General features: G+C 52.4%; 14 protein-coding genes and 5 pseudogenes. 15 read left to right on the top strand and 4 right to left on the bottom strand.

The window, feature by feature from the left end; all coding sequences use genetic code 11:
* Positions 1 to 7: 7 nt before the first annotated feature.
* From hyaC to CRI63_RS01470, 8 genes and pseudogenes are all read left to right on the top strand, one after another.
* Positions 8 to 718: a Ni/Fe-hydrogenase b-type cytochrome subunit gene (gene hyaC / locus CRI63_RS01505; RefSeq protein ID WP_135518258.1), complete on the top strand. Its 711-nt coding sequence runs from the start codon at positions 8 to 10 to the stop codon at positions 716 to 718.
* Positions 715 to 1,303, top strand: a pseudogene (gene hyaD, locus CRI63_RS01500) (hydrogenase 1 maturation protease). The gene hyaC and the pseudogene hyaD overlap by 4 nt, the downstream one beginning before the upstream one ends.
* Positions 1,300 to 1,698 carry a hydrogenase-1 operon protein HyaE gene (hyaE, locus tag CRI63_RS01495; RefSeq protein ID WP_135518257.1) on the top strand — a complete coding sequence of 133 codons (399 nt, stop codon included), beginning with the start codon at positions 1,300 to 1,302 and terminating at the stop codon, positions 1,696 to 1,698. The pseudogene hyaD and the gene hyaE overlap by 4 nt, the downstream one beginning before the upstream one ends.
* Complete coding sequence (locus CRI63_RS01490; RefSeq protein WP_135518255.1) at positions 1,695 to 2,552, top strand: hydrogenase expression/formation protein; 858 nt, start codon at positions 1,695 to 1,697, stop codon at positions 2,550 to 2,552. Before hyaE ends, CRI63_RS01490 begins: the two co-directional genes overlap by 4 nt.
* Before the next feature lie 134 nt (positions 2,553 to 2,686).
* Complete coding sequence (gene appC / locus CRI63_RS01485; RefSeq protein ID WP_135518253.1) at positions 2,687 to 4,231, top strand: cytochrome bd-II oxidase subunit 1; 1,545 nt, start codon at positions 2,687 to 2,689, stop codon at positions 4,229 to 4,231.
* Between the two features lie 11 nt (positions 4,232 to 4,242).
* Positions 4,243 to 5,379 (top strand): cytochrome d ubiquinol oxidase subunit II, encoded by a 1,137-nt coding sequence (appB, locus tag CRI63_RS01480; protein ID WP_135518251.1) that lies wholly within the window; start codon positions 4,243 to 4,245, stop codon positions 5,377 to 5,379.
* A 12-nt stretch (positions 5,380 to 5,391) separates the two neighbouring features.
* The gene (cbdX, locus tag CRI63_RS01475) at positions 5,392 to 5,484 is read left to right on the top strand and encodes a cytochrome bd-II oxidase subunit CbdX (protein WP_032161491.1); all 93 of its coding nucleotides are present in this window, start codon (positions 5,392 to 5,394) and stop codon (positions 5,482 to 5,484) included.
* 80 nt (positions 5,485 to 5,564) lie between these two features.
* A pseudogene (locus CRI63_RS01470) lies at positions 5,565 to 6,877 on the top strand (AppA family phytase/histidine-type acid phosphatase).
* On the opposite strand, the gene cspH reads toward CRI63_RS01470, so the two are convergent.
* Complete coding sequence (cspH, locus tag CRI63_RS01465; protein WP_130205408.1) at positions 6,865 to 7,077, bottom strand: cold shock-like protein CspH; 213 nt, start codon at positions 7,075 to 7,077, stop codon at positions 6,865 to 6,867. The pseudogene CRI63_RS01470 and the gene cspH sit on opposite strands and share 13 nt — an antisense overlap.
* Before the next feature lie 285 nt (positions 7,078 to 7,362).
* Between cspH and cspG the strand changes: the two genes are divergently transcribed.
* From cspG to CRI63_RS01445, 4 genes and pseudogenes are all read left to right on the top strand, one after another.
* The gene (cspG, locus tag CRI63_RS01460; RefSeq protein WP_000066493.1) at positions 7,363 to 7,575 is read left to right on the top strand and encodes a cold shock protein CspG; all 213 of its coding nucleotides are present in this window, start codon (positions 7,363 to 7,365) and stop codon (positions 7,573 to 7,575) included.
* A gap of 10 nt (positions 7,576 to 7,585) precedes the next feature.
* Positions 7,586 to 7,774, top strand: coding sequence for a cold-shock protein (locus CRI63_RS01455; protein ID WP_130205730.1), 189 nt, complete (start codon positions 7,586 to 7,588; stop codon positions 7,772 to 7,774).
* Positions 7,743 to 7,978 (top strand): annotated as a pseudogene (locus CRI63_RS01450) (cold-shock protein). Before CRI63_RS01455 ends, CRI63_RS01450 begins: the two are co-directional and overlap by 32 nt.
* Positions 7,968 to 8,141, top strand: a complete 174-nt coding sequence (locus tag CRI63_RS01445) for an addiction module toxin, GnsA/GnsB family (RefSeq protein ID WP_130205410.1) — start codon at positions 7,968 to 7,970, stop codon at positions 8,139 to 8,141. The pseudogene CRI63_RS01450 and the gene CRI63_RS01445 overlap by 11 nt, the downstream one beginning before the upstream one ends.
* A 48-nt stretch (positions 8,142 to 8,189) precedes the next feature.
* On the opposite strand, the gene CRI63_RS01440 is transcribed toward CRI63_RS01445, so the two are convergent.
* From CRI63_RS01440 to torR, 3 genes and pseudogenes are all read right to left on the bottom strand, one after another.
* Positions 8,190 to 9,263 (bottom strand): 4Fe-4S binding protein, encoded by a 1,074-nt coding sequence (locus tag CRI63_RS01440; RefSeq protein WP_135518249.1) that lies wholly within the window; start codon positions 9,261 to 9,263, stop codon positions 8,190 to 8,192.
* Between the two features lie 71 nt (positions 9,264 to 9,334).
* Positions 9,335 to 12,078: pseudogene (gene torS / locus CRI63_RS01435) on the bottom strand (TMAO reductase system sensor histidine kinase/response regulator TorS).
* Positions 12,079 to 12,110: 32 nt separating this feature from the next.
* Positions 12,111 to 12,803 carry a two-component system response regulator TorR gene (torR, locus tag CRI63_RS01430; protein ID WP_135409808.1) on the bottom strand — a complete coding sequence of 231 codons (693 nt, stop codon included), beginning with the start codon at positions 12,801 to 12,803 and terminating at the stop codon, positions 12,111 to 12,113.
* A 131-nt stretch (positions 12,804 to 12,934) separates the two neighbouring features.
* Between torR and torC the strand changes: the two genes are divergently transcribed.
* The 3 genes and pseudogenes from torC (at position 12,935) to torD (ending at position 17,237) form a co-directional block, all read left to right on the top strand.
* The gene (torC, locus tag CRI63_RS01425; RefSeq protein ID WP_130215817.1) at positions 12,935 to 14,104 is read left to right on the top strand and encodes a pentaheme c-type cytochrome TorC; all 1,170 of its coding nucleotides are present in this window, start codon (positions 12,935 to 12,937) and stop codon (positions 14,102 to 14,104) included.
* A 7-nt stretch (positions 14,105 to 14,111) separates the two neighbouring features.
* A pseudogene (gene torA, locus CRI63_RS01420) lies at positions 14,112 to 16,641 on the top strand (trimethylamine-N-oxide reductase TorA).
* A complete protein-coding gene (gene torD / locus CRI63_RS01415) occupies positions 16,638 to 17,237 on the top strand; it encodes a molecular chaperone TorD (protein ID WP_135518244.1) in 600 nt (199 codons plus the stop codon). The pseudogene torA and the gene torD overlap by 4 nt, the downstream one beginning before the upstream one ends.
* The last annotated feature ends 257 nt before the right edge of the window (positions 17,238 to 17,494 follow it).

The following is a 17,494-nucleotide window of genomic DNA, read 5'->3' as shown; positions in this document are numbered from 1 at the left end:
AATCATCATGCAACAGAAAAGCGACAACGTTGTCAGCCACTATGTCTTTGAAGCGCCCGTGCGGATCTGGCACTGGCTGACGGTGCTGTGCATGGCAGTGTTGATGGTTACTGGCTACTTTATTGGCAAACCGCTGCCTTCGGTCAGCGGCGAGGCGACTTATCTGTTCTACATGGGGTACATCCGGTTAATTCACTTCAGCGCCGGGATGATTTTTACCGTGGTATTACTGATGCGGATCTACTGGGCATTTGTTGGTAATCGCTACTCCCGCGAGCTGTTTATCGTGCCAGTGTGGCGTAAAAACTGGTGGCTGGGCGTGTGGTATGAAATTCGCTGGTATCTGTTTCTGGCAAAACGCCCGAGTGCTGATATTGGTCATAATCCCATCGCCCAGGCCGCGATGTTCGGCTATTTCCTGATGTCCGTTTTTATGATCATCACCGGTTTTGCGCTGTTCAGCGAACACAGTCAGTACGCTATCTTCACACCGTTCCGTTACGTGGTGGAATTTTTCTACTGGACGGGCGGCAACTCAATGGACATTCACAGCTGGCATCGGCTGGGGATGTGGCTGATTGGCGCGTTTGTGATCGGTCATGTCTATATGGCGTTGCGTGAAGACATTATGTCTGACGACACGGTGATCTCCACGATGGTGAACGGCTACCGCAGCCACAAATTTTTTAAAGTCAAAAGCAACAAGGAGCGTTCATGAGTGAGCAACGCGTGGTGGTAATGGGGCTGGGCAACCTGCTGTGGGCCGATGAAGGCTTCGGCGTGCGGGTGGCGGAACGGCTGTATGCCCATTATCACTGGCCCGAGGAAGTGGAGATTGTTGATGGCGGCACTCAGGGGCTGAAGCTTGCTGGGCTATGTCGAAAGCGCCAGCCACTTGTTGATTCTCGATGCCATTGATTATGGGCTGGAGCCAGGAACGCTACGAACCTATGCCGGAGAACGTATTCCGGCCTATCTCAGCGCGAAGAAAATGAGCCTGCACCAGAACAGTTTCTCCGAAGTGCTGGCGCTGGCAGATATCCGCGGACATCTGCCAGCACATATTGCCCTCGTCGGCCTGCAACCGGCGATGCTCGACGACTACGGCGGCAGCCTGAGCGAACTGGCGCGAGAGCAACTGCCCGCTGCGGAACAGGCGGCGCTGGTCCAGCTGGCTGAGTGGGGAGTTGTACCGCAACCGACTGAGGAGTCTCGTTGTCTCAATTATGACTGTCTGTCGATGGAAAATTACGAAGGCGTTCGTTTGCGCCAGCACCGGATGACGCTGGAGGAGCAGGGATGAGCAACGACACACCATTTGATGCGTTGTGGCAACGAATGCTGGCGCGCGGCTGGACGCCGGTCAGTGAATCCCATCTTGATGACTGGCTTACGCAAACGCCAGACGGCGTGGTGTTGTTAAGCAGTGACCCAAAACGGACGCCTGAAGTCAGCGACAATCCGGTAATGATCGGCGAGCTACTGCGCGAGTTTCCAGACTATGCGTGGAAGGTGGCGATTGCCGATCTTGAGCAAAGCGAAGCCATTGGCGATCGCTTTGGTGTTTTTCGCTTTCCCGCCGCCCTGGTGTTTACCGGCGGTCGCTATCGCGGCGTGTTGAACGGCATTCACCCGTGGGCGGAGCTGATAAACCTGATGCGTGGGCTTGTCGAACCGCAACAGGAGCGAGCCTCATGAGCGACACTTTCTTCCATCTGCTGGGACCGGGAACACAACCTGGCGACGACAGTTTCAGTATGAATCCACTGCCGATTACCTGTCAGGTGAATGATGAACCAAGTATGGCGGCACTGGAGCAATGTGTGCATAGCCCGCAGGTGATTGCGCTGTTAAACGAGTTACAACATCAACTAAGTGAACGCCAGCCGCCGCTGGGTGAGGTGCTGGCAGTCGATCTGTTAAATCTCAACGCCGACGATCGTCATTTCATCAATACGCTGCTTGGGGAAGGGGAAGTGTCAGTGCGCATCCAGCACGCTGACGGCAGTGAAAGTGAAATTCAGGAGGCGATCTTCTGTGGATTATGGCGTGTACGCAGACGTCGCGGCGAACAGTTGCTGGAGGACAAACTGGAGGCTGGTTGCGCGCCGCTGGCGTTGTGGCAGGCGGCAACGCAAAACGCGCTGCCGACAGATTCGCTATTACCGCCCCCCATCGATGGCCTGATGAATGGCTTACCGCTGGCCCATGAGTTGCTGGCGCATGTGCGAAACCCCGACGCGCAGCCGCACAGTATTAACCTGACGCAGTTACCCATCAGCGAAGCTGACCGGCTTTTTCTGTCGCGTCTTTGCGGACCGGGCAATATTCAGATTCGCACCATTGGCTACGGCGAGAGCTATATCAACGCTACGGGATTACGCCATGTCTGGCATTTACGCTGTATGGACACCTTAAAAGGCCCGCTGCTTGAGAGTTATGAAATCTGCCCGATACCCGAAGTTGTGCTGGCTGCGCCGGAAGATCTGGCGGACTCTGCGCAGCGTCTCGGCGAGGTTTGTCAGTGGCTGGCGGAAAGCGCACAACAGTAAAAATGGTGGCAAATATCGCTTTCGGTCCTGTGAATATCGCAATTAGCGAATACAACTACCTACAAACTGTAAGGATAAAAAGAGGGATCTACTATTAAAGGGTTATTACCCTCTCTTCGCCTACAGGAGTTAGCATGTGGGATGTTATTGACTTATCGCGCTGGCAGTTTGCGCTGACCGCGCTGTATCACTTTTTATTTGTGCCCCTTACCCTGGGGCTGATTTTTTTGCTGGCCATCATGGAAACTATTTACGTGGTTACCGGCAAAACAATCTACCGCGATATGACGCGTTTCTGGGGTAAGCTCTTCGGTATCAACTTTGCTCTCGGCGTGGCCACCGGCCTGACGATGGAGTTTCAGTTTGGTACTAACTGGTCATTCTATTCCAACTATGTAGGCGACATTTTCGGCGCACCGCTGGCGATGGAAGCATTAATGGCCTTCTTCCTCGAATCCACTTTTGTCGGTCTGTTCTTCTTCGGCTGGCAACGCCTGAATAAATACCAACACCTGTTGGTCACCTGGCTGGTGGCATTCGGTTCAAATATCTCCGCATTGTGGATCTTGAATGCCAATGGCTGGATGCAGTTCCCGACCGGGGCGCATTTCGATATCGATACCCTGCGTATGGAGATGACCAGTTTCAGCGATCTGGTCTTTAACCCTGTCAGCCAGGTGAAATTTGTGCACACGGTGATGGCAGGTTATGTGACCGGGGCGATGTTCATTATGGCGATCAGCGCGTGGTATTTGCTGCGTGGGCGGGAGCGCGACGTTGCACTCCGCTCGTTTGCCATCGGTTCTGTCTTCGGGACCCTGGCAATAATCGGCGCGCTGCAACTCGGAGACAGCTCTGCATATGAAGTCGCACGAGTACAGCCGGTAAAACTGGCGGCGATGGAAGGGGAGTGGCAAACCGAACCTGCACCCGCGCCGTTCCATCTCGTTGCCTGGCCGGAACAAGATCAAGAACGCAACGCTTTTGCCATTAAAATCCCGGCCCTGTTAGGGATCCTCGCCACTCATTCATTGGATAAACCTGTTCCCGGGCTGAAAAATTTGATGGCCGAAACCTACCCACGGCTGCAACGGGGACGCATAGCCTGGCTGTTAATGCAGGAGATATCGCAGGGCAACCGCGAGCCGCATGTATTACAGGCGTTTCGCGAGTTAGAAGGCGATCTCGGTTACGGCATACTGCTCTCCCGCTATGCACCGGATATGAATCATGTCACTGCTGCGCAGTACCAGGCGGCGATGCGTGGCGCAATCCCGCAAGTTGCGCCGGTATTCTGGAGTTTCCGCATCATGGTTGGCTGCGGTTCGCTGCTGTTACTGGTGATGCTGATTGCGCTCGTCCAGACGCTGCGCGGCAAAATCGATCAACATCGCTGGGTGCTGAAAATGGCGCTCTGGAGTTTGCCACTGCCGTGGATTGCCATTGAAGCCGGGTGGTTTATGACCGAGTTTGGTCGTCAGCCGTGGGCGATTCAGGACATCTTACCGACATACTCCGCGCACTCTGCATTAACCACGGGCCAACTGGCCTTCTCTCTGATTATGATCGTAGGACTTTACACCCTGTTCTTAATCGCCGAAGTCTACCTGATGCAGAAATATGCCCGCCTGGGGCCGAGTGCGATGCAGAGTGAACAACCAGCGCAGCAACAGGGGTAAAGGAGAGAGTCATGTTTGATTATGAAACATTACGGTTCATCTGGTGGCTGCTGATGGGCGTCATCCTGGTGGTCTTTATGGTCACCGACGGATTTGATATGGGGATCGGTTGTCTGCTGCCACTGGTGGCGCGTGACGATGATGAACGCCGGATAGTGATCAACAGCGTTGGCGCTCACTGGGAGGGTAACCAGGTCTGGCTGATCCTCGCAGGTGGGGCATTATTTGCCGCCTGGCCCAGAGTCTATGCAGCGGCGTTTTCTGGCTTTTATGTGGCGATGATCCTGGTGCTGTGCTCGCTGTTCTTCCGCCCGTTAGCTTTTGATTATCGCAGCAAAATAGCGGATGCCCGCTGGCGCAAAATGTGGGATGCCGGTCTGGTCATTGGTAGTCTGGTCCCGCCAGTGGTCTTTGGTATCGCCTTCGGCAACTTGTTGCTCGGCGTGCCGTTTGCCTTCACACCGCAATTACGCGTGGATTATCTCGGTAGCTTCTGGCAGTTGCTGACGCCATTCCCTTTGCTGTGCGGCTTGCTCAGTCTGGGTATGGTGATTTTGCAAGGGGGCGTCTGGTTGCAGCTGAAAACCGTTGGCGCTATTCATCTGCGTTCACAACTGGCGACCAAACACGCTGCGCTGCTGGTGATGCTCTGCTTCCTGCTGGCGGGTTACTGGCTGTGGGTCGGTATTGATGGCTTTGTGTTACTCGCTCAGGATGTCAACGGTCAGTCCAATCCACTGATGAAAATGGTGACGGTACTGCCAGGCGCCTGGATGAATAACTTCGTCGAATCGCCCGTCTTGTGGATCTTCCCACTGCTCGGTTTCTTCTGCCCGTTACTGACGGCGATGGCAATTTACCGTGGTCGCCCCGGTTGGGGATTTCTGATGGCGTCATTGATGCAATTTGGTGTGATTTTCACCGCTGGCGTTACGTTATTTCCCTTTGTTATGCCTTCGAGTATCAGTCCGATATCCAGCCTGACCGTGTGGGACAGTACCTCCAGCCAACTGACACTTAGCATTATGTTAGTAATTGTACTGATATTTTTGCCAATAGTGTTGCTCTACACTCTATGGAGCTACTACAAAATGTGGGGTCGTATGACGACTGAAACGCTGCGCCGTCACGATCATGAGCTGTACTAAGGAGCAAGAACAATGTGGTATCTATTGTGGTTCGTCGGCATTTTGTTGATGTGTTCGCTTTCTACCGTCGTGTTGGTATGGCTGGATCCGCGTCTGAAGGGATGACTGGCGTACAACGAACTTAGGCCTGATACGACGCGTCGCATCAGGCAGTCATGTCGGATATGAAAAACGGAAACATATCGATGAAAGCGATTTTGATCCCATTTTTATCTCTTCTGATTCCGTTAACCTCGCCACCTGCATTCGCTCAGAGTGAGCCGGAACTGAAGCTGGAGCGGGTGGTGATTGTCAGCCGTCATGGCGTGCGTGCGCCCACCAAAGCCACGCCACTCATGCAGGATATCACTCCAGACACATGGCCCGAGTGGCCGGTGAAATTGGGCTGGTTGACCCCGCGTGGCGGCGAACTGGTCACTTATCTTGGGCATTATCAACGCCAACGCCTGGTCGCTGACGGTTTACTGGCAAAAAATGGCTGCCCGAAACCTGATCAGGTTGCGATTATTGCGGATGTCGATGAACGTACGCGTAAAACAGGTGAAGCCTTTGCTGCCGGGCTGGCACCCAACTGTACGATTACAGTACATACCCAGCCAGATACTTCCCGGCCCGATCCCCTGTTTAATCCCCTTAAAACTGGCGTTTGCCAACTGGATAAGCCGAACGTTACCGCGACTATTCTCAGTAGAGCAGGGGGATCGATAGCGGAGTTTACCGAGCATCGGCAAACCGCATTTCGCGAACTGGAGCAGGTTCTCAATTTCCAGCAATCAAATCTGTGCCTTAAACGAGACAATCAGGACGAAAGTTGTACGTTGACTCAGGCATTGCCGTCCGAACTCAAAGTGAGTGATGACAATGTATCTCTGACCGGTGCGGCAAGCCTGGCTTCAATGCTGACGGAGATATTTCTCCTGCAACAGGCACAGGGAATGCCGGAGCCTGGCTGGGGGCGAATTACTGATTCACACCAGTGGAACACCTTGCTAAGTCTGCATAACGCGCAGTTTTATTTGCTGCAACGGACACCAGATGTTGCCCGTAGTCGTGCCACGCCGTTGCTGGATTTAGTGCTGACGGCGCTGACGCCAAATAACACGCAACAACAGGTTTATGGCGTGACATTACCCACTTCACTGCTATTTATTGCCGGACACGACACTAATCTGGCGAATCTGGGGGGGCGCGTTAGAGCTTAACTGGACGCTACCAGGCCAGCCGGATAATACCCCACCGGGGGGGCGAACTGGTTTTTGAACGCTGGCGGCGACTTAGTGATAACAGCCAGTGGATTCAGGTATCGCTGGTATTCCAGACCCTACAGCAGATGCGTGACAAAACTCCGTTGTCGCTAAAAACGCCGCCAGGCGAAGTGGAGTTAACGTTGGCTGAGTGTGGCGAAACAAACGCGCAGGGCATGTGTTCGTTGGCTGGTTTTACGCAAATCGTGGATGAAGCACGCATTCCGGCATGCACTCTCCATCAGGACAAATAAACATTTGCCGCTGAGGGGCCACGCAGGCCATTGACGCGGCAAAATTCCACGCGTAACCCTGGGGTGAGCACTTCTGCGTCGCGGGGGGTGAATGCGGAAATATGGACCTGGACTTCTTTACGACCGTCGGAGGGGATGATGAATCCTTTGCCGCTTTTGCGATCAAAGGTTTTGACAATTCCTGTCATTTTACGGGACAAACAAATTCCTTACTGATAAATCTGCGCTGCACTATACGGTCTAAATAAAATAAAGCCAGTTTTATTTAAGACCGCTGGACGGCCAAAATAAAGTTTGCTTAATCTTATTTATCATGCGTTAATAGCTGCGTCGGTTTGAAAGACAGACAGCATACAAAGTAGTTTACTAAAGCAGTTCTCATTATCAGGCAAATCCCCTTCTTTTGAGTCTCTCTCCTGAACACTAAGTAGTTTCTGTATTAAAGCCCTGTTTGCCGAAAGGCCCAAAATGAAGGAAGTAAAAATATGTCTAATAAAATGACTGGTTTAGTAAAATGGTTTAACGCAGATAAAGGTTTCGGCTTTATCACTCCTGATGATGGCAGCAAGGACGTTTTCGTCCATTTCACCGCCATCCAGAGCAATGAATTCCGCACGCTGAACGAAAATCAGAAAGTCGAATTTTCTATTGAGCAGGGGCAACGTGGTCCCTCGGCAGCGAACGTTGTTACGCTCTAAGGTTGCCGCTATTACTCAGCATCTCCATTTCCGCTGTCCATGTTGTCATGGTTCACAGTACCGCACATCGGCATTCGATGTGACGGAGCGAAACCCTTTAGGTGCAAAGTGTATTTTCTGCAAGTCGATGATGATCACCTTTGATAACATCGCATTGCAAATACGCACTGACCAGACACCACTGGATTTCACCAAATAATATCAGGCTCCCTCGTGGAGCCTTTTTTATATCTGGCTTATTTTTCCTCAACTCTGTATGTATAATAAGCGATAACCTGTTGATTATTGAATCTTTCAGGGAGATAGCTTATAACATTTCTTACCTGACCAGGTACCGGGAACCAACACCTTACTGGCGTGTTGCTGTCTTTTAAGACCAGAAGAGGTTAACAGTGAATATTGAAGAGCTAAAAAAACAAGCCGAAACGGAAATCTCAGATTTCATCGCGCAAAAAATCGCCGAATTTAACAAGAACACAGGGAAAGAAGTCTCTGAAATTCGCTTCACCGCGCGGGAGAAAATGACCGGGCTTGAAAGTTATGATGTCAAAATCAAAATAATGTGATTTTGTGAACATCACCCCGTGCGAGGTGATGTTCCGCTTGTTGCTAATTTAGTGACCAATCATTGGCGCTTGTGGAATTAAGCGTCGGTACAATTCCTCCGGCACCGGGCTTTGCCATACACCCGCATACATTGCGTAACCAATCACCGCAAACATAATCCCCAGAATCAGTAGCGTCATTAACCAGCCAGACAACGCAAAGGCTTTTTTATTTGCCGCAGGTTTTTGCAGTGAAAAGGTCAATGTTGAGGCCACCGGGCATGACTCCACGCAGGTCATACAACCGGTACATTCCACCGTTCTGACCTGAATTAATTTATCGACCGGGATCCGTGATGGGCAATTTTTCGCACATTTACCGCAGTCGATACAGCTTTCGGCATTGCGACGAATCTTAAACGGCGATAATAGCGAAACCAGTCCCATCAGCGCGCCATATGGGCAGAGATAACGACACCAGGCATGGCGAATAAATAGGCTGGCAATCAGCAAAACCGTCACGCTGATTAATGTGGCTTTCCCCATATGGCGAAAGAAATCGAGCATTTTAACGTCCATCACCACGCTATAAGGCGATAGCATAAAATAGTGAATCGCCTGGGCGGGCATGAATAACGCGATATAAAGAAAAAAGCTTAATAGCAAATATTTCACCGCGCGTAGAGGAATATCCAGCCAGCGTGGAGGGGCGAATTGTCGACCAAACAGTTTTTTTCCGAGATCGCCAATTAATTCAGAGAGCGTACCAACAGGGCATAGCCACGAACAAAAGGCTTTTTTAAGCAGTAAGCTGATAATGATAAAAGCGGCCAATAACAGCATCGCGGCGGCGTGCACGGAAGGTAACTGACCTGTTGCAAGGCTGTATTTCAGATTCATCAGACCAGCAATCGGCAGCCAACCTTCAATGCCACCCGGTCTGGCGACAAATGCCGTATTACCTGCCGTTTCGTAATAGCGCACCCAGTACCAAAAGGTGACGGCAATATAAATATTGATTGCCAACAGTAATAATTGCGTCGCTTTACGCCAGGTCGTGGCATTGCGCCAGTCATTCCACGGTAATTTACCGCCCGTCGTGCCTGGCCGTCGCTGCCAGCGGATTCTTTTTTTCTCTGTCATAATTTTGCCCGCCCGTTAAGTTGCATACCAAATGCCACTATTCTAAGTTTTCTTAACGGGATGATATTGATTCACATCGGGTTCGGGGCTTTCTTATTCAGCCACAGTTCCAGGGCAGCGATGCTACGCGTAATTTCTTCACGCGGCAGGACCGCGGTTAATGGTTCCTGCTCAAGTTGTCCGCACAACTGACTGGCACTGCGCATGCCCAGACTGGCACAGCTGCTTTTCAACTGATGCGCGGCACGTTTGATTTTGTCGCTGTCGTGTCTGGCGCGGGCAGTGTCCATTTCATCGAGGAGGGGCAGGGCATGTTGTTTAAATAATGTCAGCCATTCGTGGATTTTCTCCACCCCCATTAACTGCGCATCTTCATTGAGCTGCGATACATCCAGTGGTTGATGGTTATGTGTTTGCAGGTGCAGATAGTGCGCCAGTAACTGACCAAGCACTTCACGCGACACCGGTTTAGGGATAATTCCGCGAAATAGCGAACTGGTACGCTGGCGCAGCGTTTCGTCGATGACATGGGCGCTAAAGCCAATCAAAACCAGCGACGGATATTGCAGCGAAAGTTGCCGGGCAAGTGTAATGCCGTCGATATCCGGCAGATCAAAATCCACCAGTGCGGCAGCAAACGGTTCACTATTTTGCAGCGTCTCTAAAGCCTGCGCGGCATTTCCCACGGCCGCGACCTGAGCGCCACTGGTGTTAAGTATCTCGATGGTAATACGCTGCGTTAGCGGGTTATCTTCAATCAACAGTAATCGTAAACCGTCCAGACGCACCGCCTGATTGACTATTTTTGGTGCAGGCGCAGTGGCAACACGTAACGGTAACCGTAAGCCAAAACAGCTTCCTACTCCCGGCTTGCTGGTGGCGGTCAGTTCGCCGCCCATCGCCTGAGCCAGACTGGTACTGATAGTCAGCCCCAGTCCACTGCCGCCGCGCTTGCCGCTCACCTGAACAAACGGTTGAAAGATATCAGCCAGTTTCGCGGGATCAATACCACAGCCGCTGTCTTCCACTTCGACAAGCCATTGCTCGCCATCAATGCGGCTGCGCAGGATAATCTGCCCCTCATCGGTGAAACGCAGGGCATTACTCAACAAATTGGTAATAACCTGGCGAATACGGCGCGGATCGCCCATTAATACGGTTGGGACATCGTCGGCAATTTCCGTTACCAGTCGAATCGGACGACCTTTAACCCGTCCGCTCATTAATTGCAGGGTACTTTCCAGCAGTGGGCGCGGTTCAAAGGGCTCATCGCTGACCGAAACATTCTTGCCACCTGCTTCGATAGCCGAATAATCGAGAATATCATTGAGGATGGTCAGCAATGATTCGCCAGAGTCGGTAATCGCCCGCAAATCATCACGCTGGGCGTAAGCGCCGGGTTATCTGCCAGCAACTGCGCGGTGCCGAGAATTCCGTACAGCGGAGTGCGGATCTCATGGCTCATTGCTGCCAGAAACGCCGATTTTGCCTGACTGGCTTTTTCTGCTTCGGCCCGTGCCAGGCGGTGTTCTACCACCAGTTCCTGCAATTCGGCAGTGCGCGCTTTGACCTGCGCCGCCAGTTGTTCGCGGTGGCGATTAAGCGCATGAACACTGCTGCGAAAAGCATCCATCAGCCGCCCGATGGTATCCAGTTCCCGCACGCCAGCGGTTTCCGGGAAAGGGGAGTCGATATCACCATCCAGCAAGCGTTGCAGCGCCTGCGTTTGTTCGGCAAGAGGGCGCGTGACTGAGCGATAAACTACGCGCCAGAGGATCAGAATCAATGAGCAAAGTGAAACGACGCCCAGCAGTAGCAGGTTAAACCGTACATGTTCACTGGCGCTTTCCAGATGTGTAAGTCCGGCCCGATTACGCTGCTCAATGGTTGCGACCAACTGATTAACTTCGTTGCTGAACTGTGCAAACTGCACAATATTATTTTGCGTCAGCGTCTGCAGGTGAGTATTGAGTGCTTTTTCTCGTTGGTAGAGCGCCAGTAACTCGACATATCGTTGTACTGTCTCCAGCGCCTTTTCAGCCTGCGCGCGAACCGGTGGGGCCTTAATGCGCCTTTGTTGAAGCTGTACCCTGTTAAGGGCGTTTTTCAATTGAACAGGCAGCCTGTTCTTATTTTTTTCACTCTCCTCCAGCTCCAGTTTCATAACGAAATGCTGTATTTGCAGAGCGCTAAAGCGCATTTCGTGCATCTGCCTGACGTACTCACGATCGCCAGCAACCCACTGTTCGACGGCGCTCTCCGCCGACCTGTTATGATTGTGGCCAAACACACTTTGCGGGCCAGACTGCGGTGATGCGGTGGCGATTGCAATGTAATGGGTCTGGGATTGCGCGATGTTGGCGATTTCTCCGGCCGCGGCGACGATTTGCTGGCTGAGTTGTTGCTGTTGATCGTGGAGTTTCAGCCGCTGGCCGACCAGATCACCTTGCTGGCGTAGCGAGTGGTCAATTTCATAGGCTTGCCGTTCAATGGCTATCGTCTCAAACCCTTTCTCGCGCAGACCCTGCAACAGGGTGTCAATTTTTAGCTTCTGCGCCGATAACGTCCTCCCCTGGGATTGCCACATCTCTACGCTATCCGTGTTGTTCAGATTTTGGGCGGTAAAGAGCTCCCACGCACTGGCCTCACTTAACTGACGGGCCATATTCATGGTTGGGATCAGGGCCAGAGTGTTGGTCTGAGCGCTTTGGGTTAAAACGCGCAGGTTATACCAACCTACAAAGATACTCACCAGCGTCAGCAATGCCATCAGGGCAAACGCCATCCACAATCTTTTGGCCAGAGTGAAAATCATCCTTGGTGCACCACATTACCTGAATCGGTGGATTAATAGACATCAGCGGCTAAGAAATACCCTTCGCCATGCTGCGTAACTAACAGGTTGGCGCTGAGTTTATGACGCAAACGGCGGATCAATACGTCCACGGTGCGCAAATCGGGGTTTTCTACCCGCCGGGCGGAGAGCATACGCAGCAGTCGTTCACGGCTGAGGATCTCGCCAGGATTAGTGACAAAAGCCACCAGCATTTCGTATTCCGCGCGGGTGAGTTTGATAGGTCGGTCGTCCTGATCCAACGTGTGGCGTGAGATATTCAGACAATACCCGGCAAAACGATAGCAGTTATCCTGAGTGAGAGCGTTGGCCTGACGGGCCAGATCGATACGCCAGAGCAGATTTTTTACCCGTACCACGAGTTCACGCAGCTCCAGCGGTTTGATGACATAATCATCGGCGCCCATCTCCAGCCCGACAATTCGATCAATAGGATCGCTGCGCCCGGTCACCAGAATAATCCCCACCGTTGAGCGTTCGCGCAGGGCTCGGGTAAGCATTAAACCGTTTTCATCGGGCAGGTTAATATCCAGCAAAATGAGATCAACAGGCTGGTTTTCCATAATTTCCCGTAGTCCGTCGCCGCTTGCCGTGACCGACACGAGATACCCTTCCTGGATGAAGTAGCTTTGCAAACGTGCCTGCGTCACAGGCTCATCTTCAACAATGACAATATGGTGTGACATCCCTGCTTTCCCGATCTTCCTGTTCATATCCATTCATATGCTGTCATAAGCCATTCATCCTGACGAGTGCCTCTATTCATATTTGCTTATTAAGATCACAGTTGCCAAATTATATTTTTACAGGAGTTATTATGAGACGACTATGGAGTGCGCTGCGTCGGCCAAGTGCGCGTTGGTCGGTGTTAGCGCTGGTGCTGATGGGGATTGTGATCGGTATTGCCTTGATTGTGTTACCTCACTTCGGGATCAAGGCCACCAGCAGCACTGAGTTTTGTGTCAGTTGCCACAGTATGACGCCGGTGTATGAAGAATATAAAAAGTCGGCGCATTTCCAGAATGCTTCTGGCGTGCGGGCTGAATGCCATGACTGCCATGTCCCGTCAGATTTACCGGGAATGTTGAAGCGGAAACTGGAAGCGAGTAATGAGGTTTATCAGACCGTTATTGGTCACTCCATCGATACCCCTGAGAAATTCAACGCCAAACGTGCAGAACTCGCCGAGCGCGAATGGGCGCGGATGAAAGAGAATAATTCAGCGACCTGCCGTTCCTGCCATAACTACGACGCGATGGATCATGCGAAGCAGCATCCGGAAGCCGCACGTCAAATGGCCGCCGCAGCGAAAGATAATCAGACCTGTATCGACTGCCATAAAGGCATTGCCCATCAGCTGCCGGACATGAGCAGCGGCTCGCGTAAACAGTTCGAAGAACTACGCGCCAGCGCCAGAGATGATAAAGACATCCTTTATTCTATAGATATAAAGCCGCTTTATGCAGCAAAGGATGATAAAGAAGCGACGGGTTCACTGCTGCCAGCCTCTGAAGTGAAAGTGCTTAAACGTGACGGCGACTGGTTGCAGGTGGCTATCATCGGTTGGACGGAAAGCGCTGGAACTCAACGGGTTCTGACCGAGTTACCTGGCAAACGGATTTTTGTCGCCTCTATTCGTGGCGATATCCAGCAACAGGCGAAAATGCTGGAGAAAACCACCGTTGCTGACACCAAAACCGAGTGGAGTAAGATGCAGGCCACCGCATGGTTGAAGAAGGGCGATATGGTCGACGACATCAAACCAATCTGGGCCTATGGCGATACGCTGTACAGCAGCGCCTGTAAACAGTGCCACGGCGCGTCGGCAACCACCCATTACGACGCCAACGGTTGGATCGGCCAAATCAACGGCATGATTGGTTTTACCAGCCTGGATAAACGGGAAGAACGCACCATGCTGAAATATCTGCAAATGCATGCGTCGGATACCGCAGGGAAGTCTCACAGCGATAAGGAAGGAAAATAAATGAAAAATAAAGACATTTTTTCAGGCATCACGTCGACGTTTTTCTTACCCAGCTTGGTGGCTTAACGCTGGCCGGGATGCTGGGGCCATCGCTGTTAACTCCACGCCGTGTTAACGCAGCGCAGGCTGTTACGTCGAAAGAAGGTATCCTGACCGGTTCGCGGTTTGGCGCCATTCGCGCGACGGTGAAAGACGGGCGCTTTGTGGCGGTGAAACCGTTCGAACTGGATAAGTACCCGACGAAAATTATCGCCGGGCTGCCGGATCACGTCCACAATCCGGCGCGTATTCGCTACCCAATGGTACGAGTCGACTGGCTGCGTAAGCGCCATCTGAGTGACACCACTCAGCGCGGCGATAACCGTTTTGTCCGCGTCACTTGGGATGAAGCCCTGGACATGTTCTATGAAGAACTGGAACGGGTGCAAAAAACCTATGGCCCCAGTGCGTTACTGACCGCCAGCGGCGGGCAATCATCCGGTAAATTTCATAGCGCCGGGGGAATGCTGTCGAAAGCCATCGCACTACATGGCAATAAAGTGAGTACCGGCGGTGACTATTCCACCGGGGCAGCGCAGGTGATCCTGCCGCGGGTGGTGGGATCAATGGAAGTTTACGAACAGCAAACATCCTGGCCGTTAGTGTTGCAAAACAGTAAAATCATCGTCATGTGGGGCACCGATTTGGTGAAGAATCAGCAGGTTAATTTCCGCTGCCCGTCTCACGATGTTTATGAATATTACGAGCAACTGAAAGAAAAGGTGGCGGCGGGCGAAATCGAAGTTATCAGCATCGACCCGGTGGTCAGTTCAACGCATGAATATCTGGGGCGTGAGCACGTTAAACATATTATTGTTAACCCGCAAACCGATGTCCCGCTACAACTGGCGATGGCCCATACCCTGTACAGCGAAAATCTGTACGACAAACAATTCATTGCTGATTATTGCGTCGGTTTCGAGCAATTTCTGCCGTATTTGCTGGGTGAGAAAGACGGCCAGCCGAAGGATGCCGTCTGGGCAGAAAAACTGTGTGGCATTGACGCCGAAACGATCCGCATGCTGGCGCGGAAAATGGCGGGCACAAGAACGCAAATTATGGCTGGCTGGTGCGCCCAACGTATGCAGCACGGCGAGCAGTGGTCATGGATGATTGTGGTGCTGGCGGCAATGCTCGGGCAGATTGGCCTGCCAGGTGGCGGTTTTGGTTTTAGTTGGCACAGCAGCGGCTCAGGCGTGCCAGGCCGTAAAGGGATTATCCTGAGCGGTTTTCCCGGTGCCACGAAAATTCCGCCAGTTCATAACAACAACGATTACAAAGGTTACAGCAGTACCATCCCAACGGCCCGTTATATCGACGCCATTCTGGAACCGGGGAAAGAGATCAACTGGGACGGCAAAACAGTTAAGTTGCCGCCGCTGAAAATGTGTGTTTTCGCCGGGACCAATCCGTTCCACCGCCATCAGCAGATCAACCGCATAATCGAAGGCTGGCGCAAGCTGGAGACGGTGATTTCCATTGATAACCAGTGGACCTCCAGTTGCCGCTTTTCCGACATTGTATTACCCGCAACTACTCAGTTTGAGCGTAACGATCTCGACCAGTTTGGTGACTATGCCAGCCACGGGCTTATCACCACTAAACAGGTGGTGCAGCCGCAATTTGAGGCGCGCAACGACTTTGATATTTTCCGCGAGTTGTGCCGCCGCTTTGACCGTGAGGAAGCCTTTACTGAAGGGCTGGATGAGATGGGCTGGCTCAAGCGCATCTGGCAGGACGCGCTCCAGCAGGCCAAAGGACTCGGCATCCATTTACCGACCTTTGATGAGCTGTGGAACAGTAAAGAGTACGTGGTCTATGACCATCCGCAGATGTTCGTGCGTCATCAGGCGTTCCGAGAAGATCCTGACCTCGAACCGCTGGGGACGCCGAGCGGGTTGATTGAGATCTACTCGCAAACCATCGCCGACATGCACTATGACGATTGTCAGGGGCATCCAATGTGGTTTGAGAAGATTGAACGTTCCCACGGTGGACCAGGTTCGCAGAAGTATCCACTGCATCTGCAATCGGTACACCCTGATTATCGCGTCCACTCGCAACTGTGTGAATCTGAAACACTGCGTCAGCATTACAGCGTAGCGGGCAAAGAGCCGGTATATATCAGCCCGCAGGATGCCCGTGCGCGCGGGATTGCTAACGGTGATGTGGTGCGTGTCTTTAACGATCGGGGGCAGGTTCTGGTGGGCGCGGTGGTTTCTGATCTCTATGCACCTGGCGTGATCCGGATCCATGAAGGCGCCTGGTATGATCCGGATAAAGGCGGAGAGCTCAATGCGCTGTGTAAATACGGTAACCCTAATGTGCTAACGCCCGACATCGGGACTTCGCAACTGGCGCAGGCCACCAGCTCACACACGACCATTGTGGAAATTGAAAAATTCACCGGTCCAATAGAGAAGGTAACGGCGTTTAGCGGTCCGATTGAGATGGTGGCGCAGTGCGAATATGTTCCGGCACCGCAGGTGAAATCATGACTTCACTAACGGTGGAACAGAATGCCTGTATCTACGCCTGGCTGGCGCAGTTGTTCTCCCGTGAACTGGACGATGAACAACTGACGCAAATCGCCAGTGCACAGATGGCTGAATGGTTTTCTTTGCTGAAACGCGAGCCGCCGCTGACTGCGGCGGTGAATGAGCTGGAGAAAAGTATTGCTGCATTGACCGTACGTGACGACGCCCGTCTGGAACTGGCCGCCGACTTTTGCGGCCTGTTTTTGATGACTGACAGGCAGGCGGCACTGCCGTATGCATCGGCGTATCAGCAGGACCCACAGGTGATCAAAGGCTTACTGGCCGAGGCAGGGATGGACACCAGTGGCAATTTCAACGAACCGGCAGATCATCTGGCGATTTTTCTTGAGTTGTTAAGTCATCTGCATTTTGCCCGGGGAGAGGGGATTGTACCTGCACAGGAAGTTGACAATCTGCGGCAAAAAACACTGACGTCGCTGCGGCAATGGTTACCAGAGTTTGCAGTGCGTTGCCATCAGTATGACAGCTTTGGTTTTTACACGGCACTAAGCCAGTTATTGCTTGCGATAACCAATAGAGATAATGCCGATTGGTAGGCCTGATAAGACGCGTTAAGCGTCGCATCAGGCATTATGGCACAGCCGCCGGATGCGGCGTGAACGCCTTATCCGGCCTACGGGAACGGTGATTTTTGTAGGCCTGATAAGACGCGTTAAGCGTCGCATCAGGCATTATGGCAGCGCTGCCGGATGCGGCGTGAATGTCTTCTCCGGCCTACGGAAAGGGTGATTTTTGTAGGCCTGATAAGACGCGTTAAGCGTCGCATCAGGCATTATGGCAGCGCCGCCGGATG

The organism is Escherichia sp. E2661, from assembly GCF_004745185.1.
Classification (GTDB): Bacteria; Pseudomonadota; Gammaproteobacteria; order Enterobacterales; family Enterobacteriaceae; genus Escherichia.
This window is presented reverse-complemented; position numbering and strand designations above follow the sequence as displayed.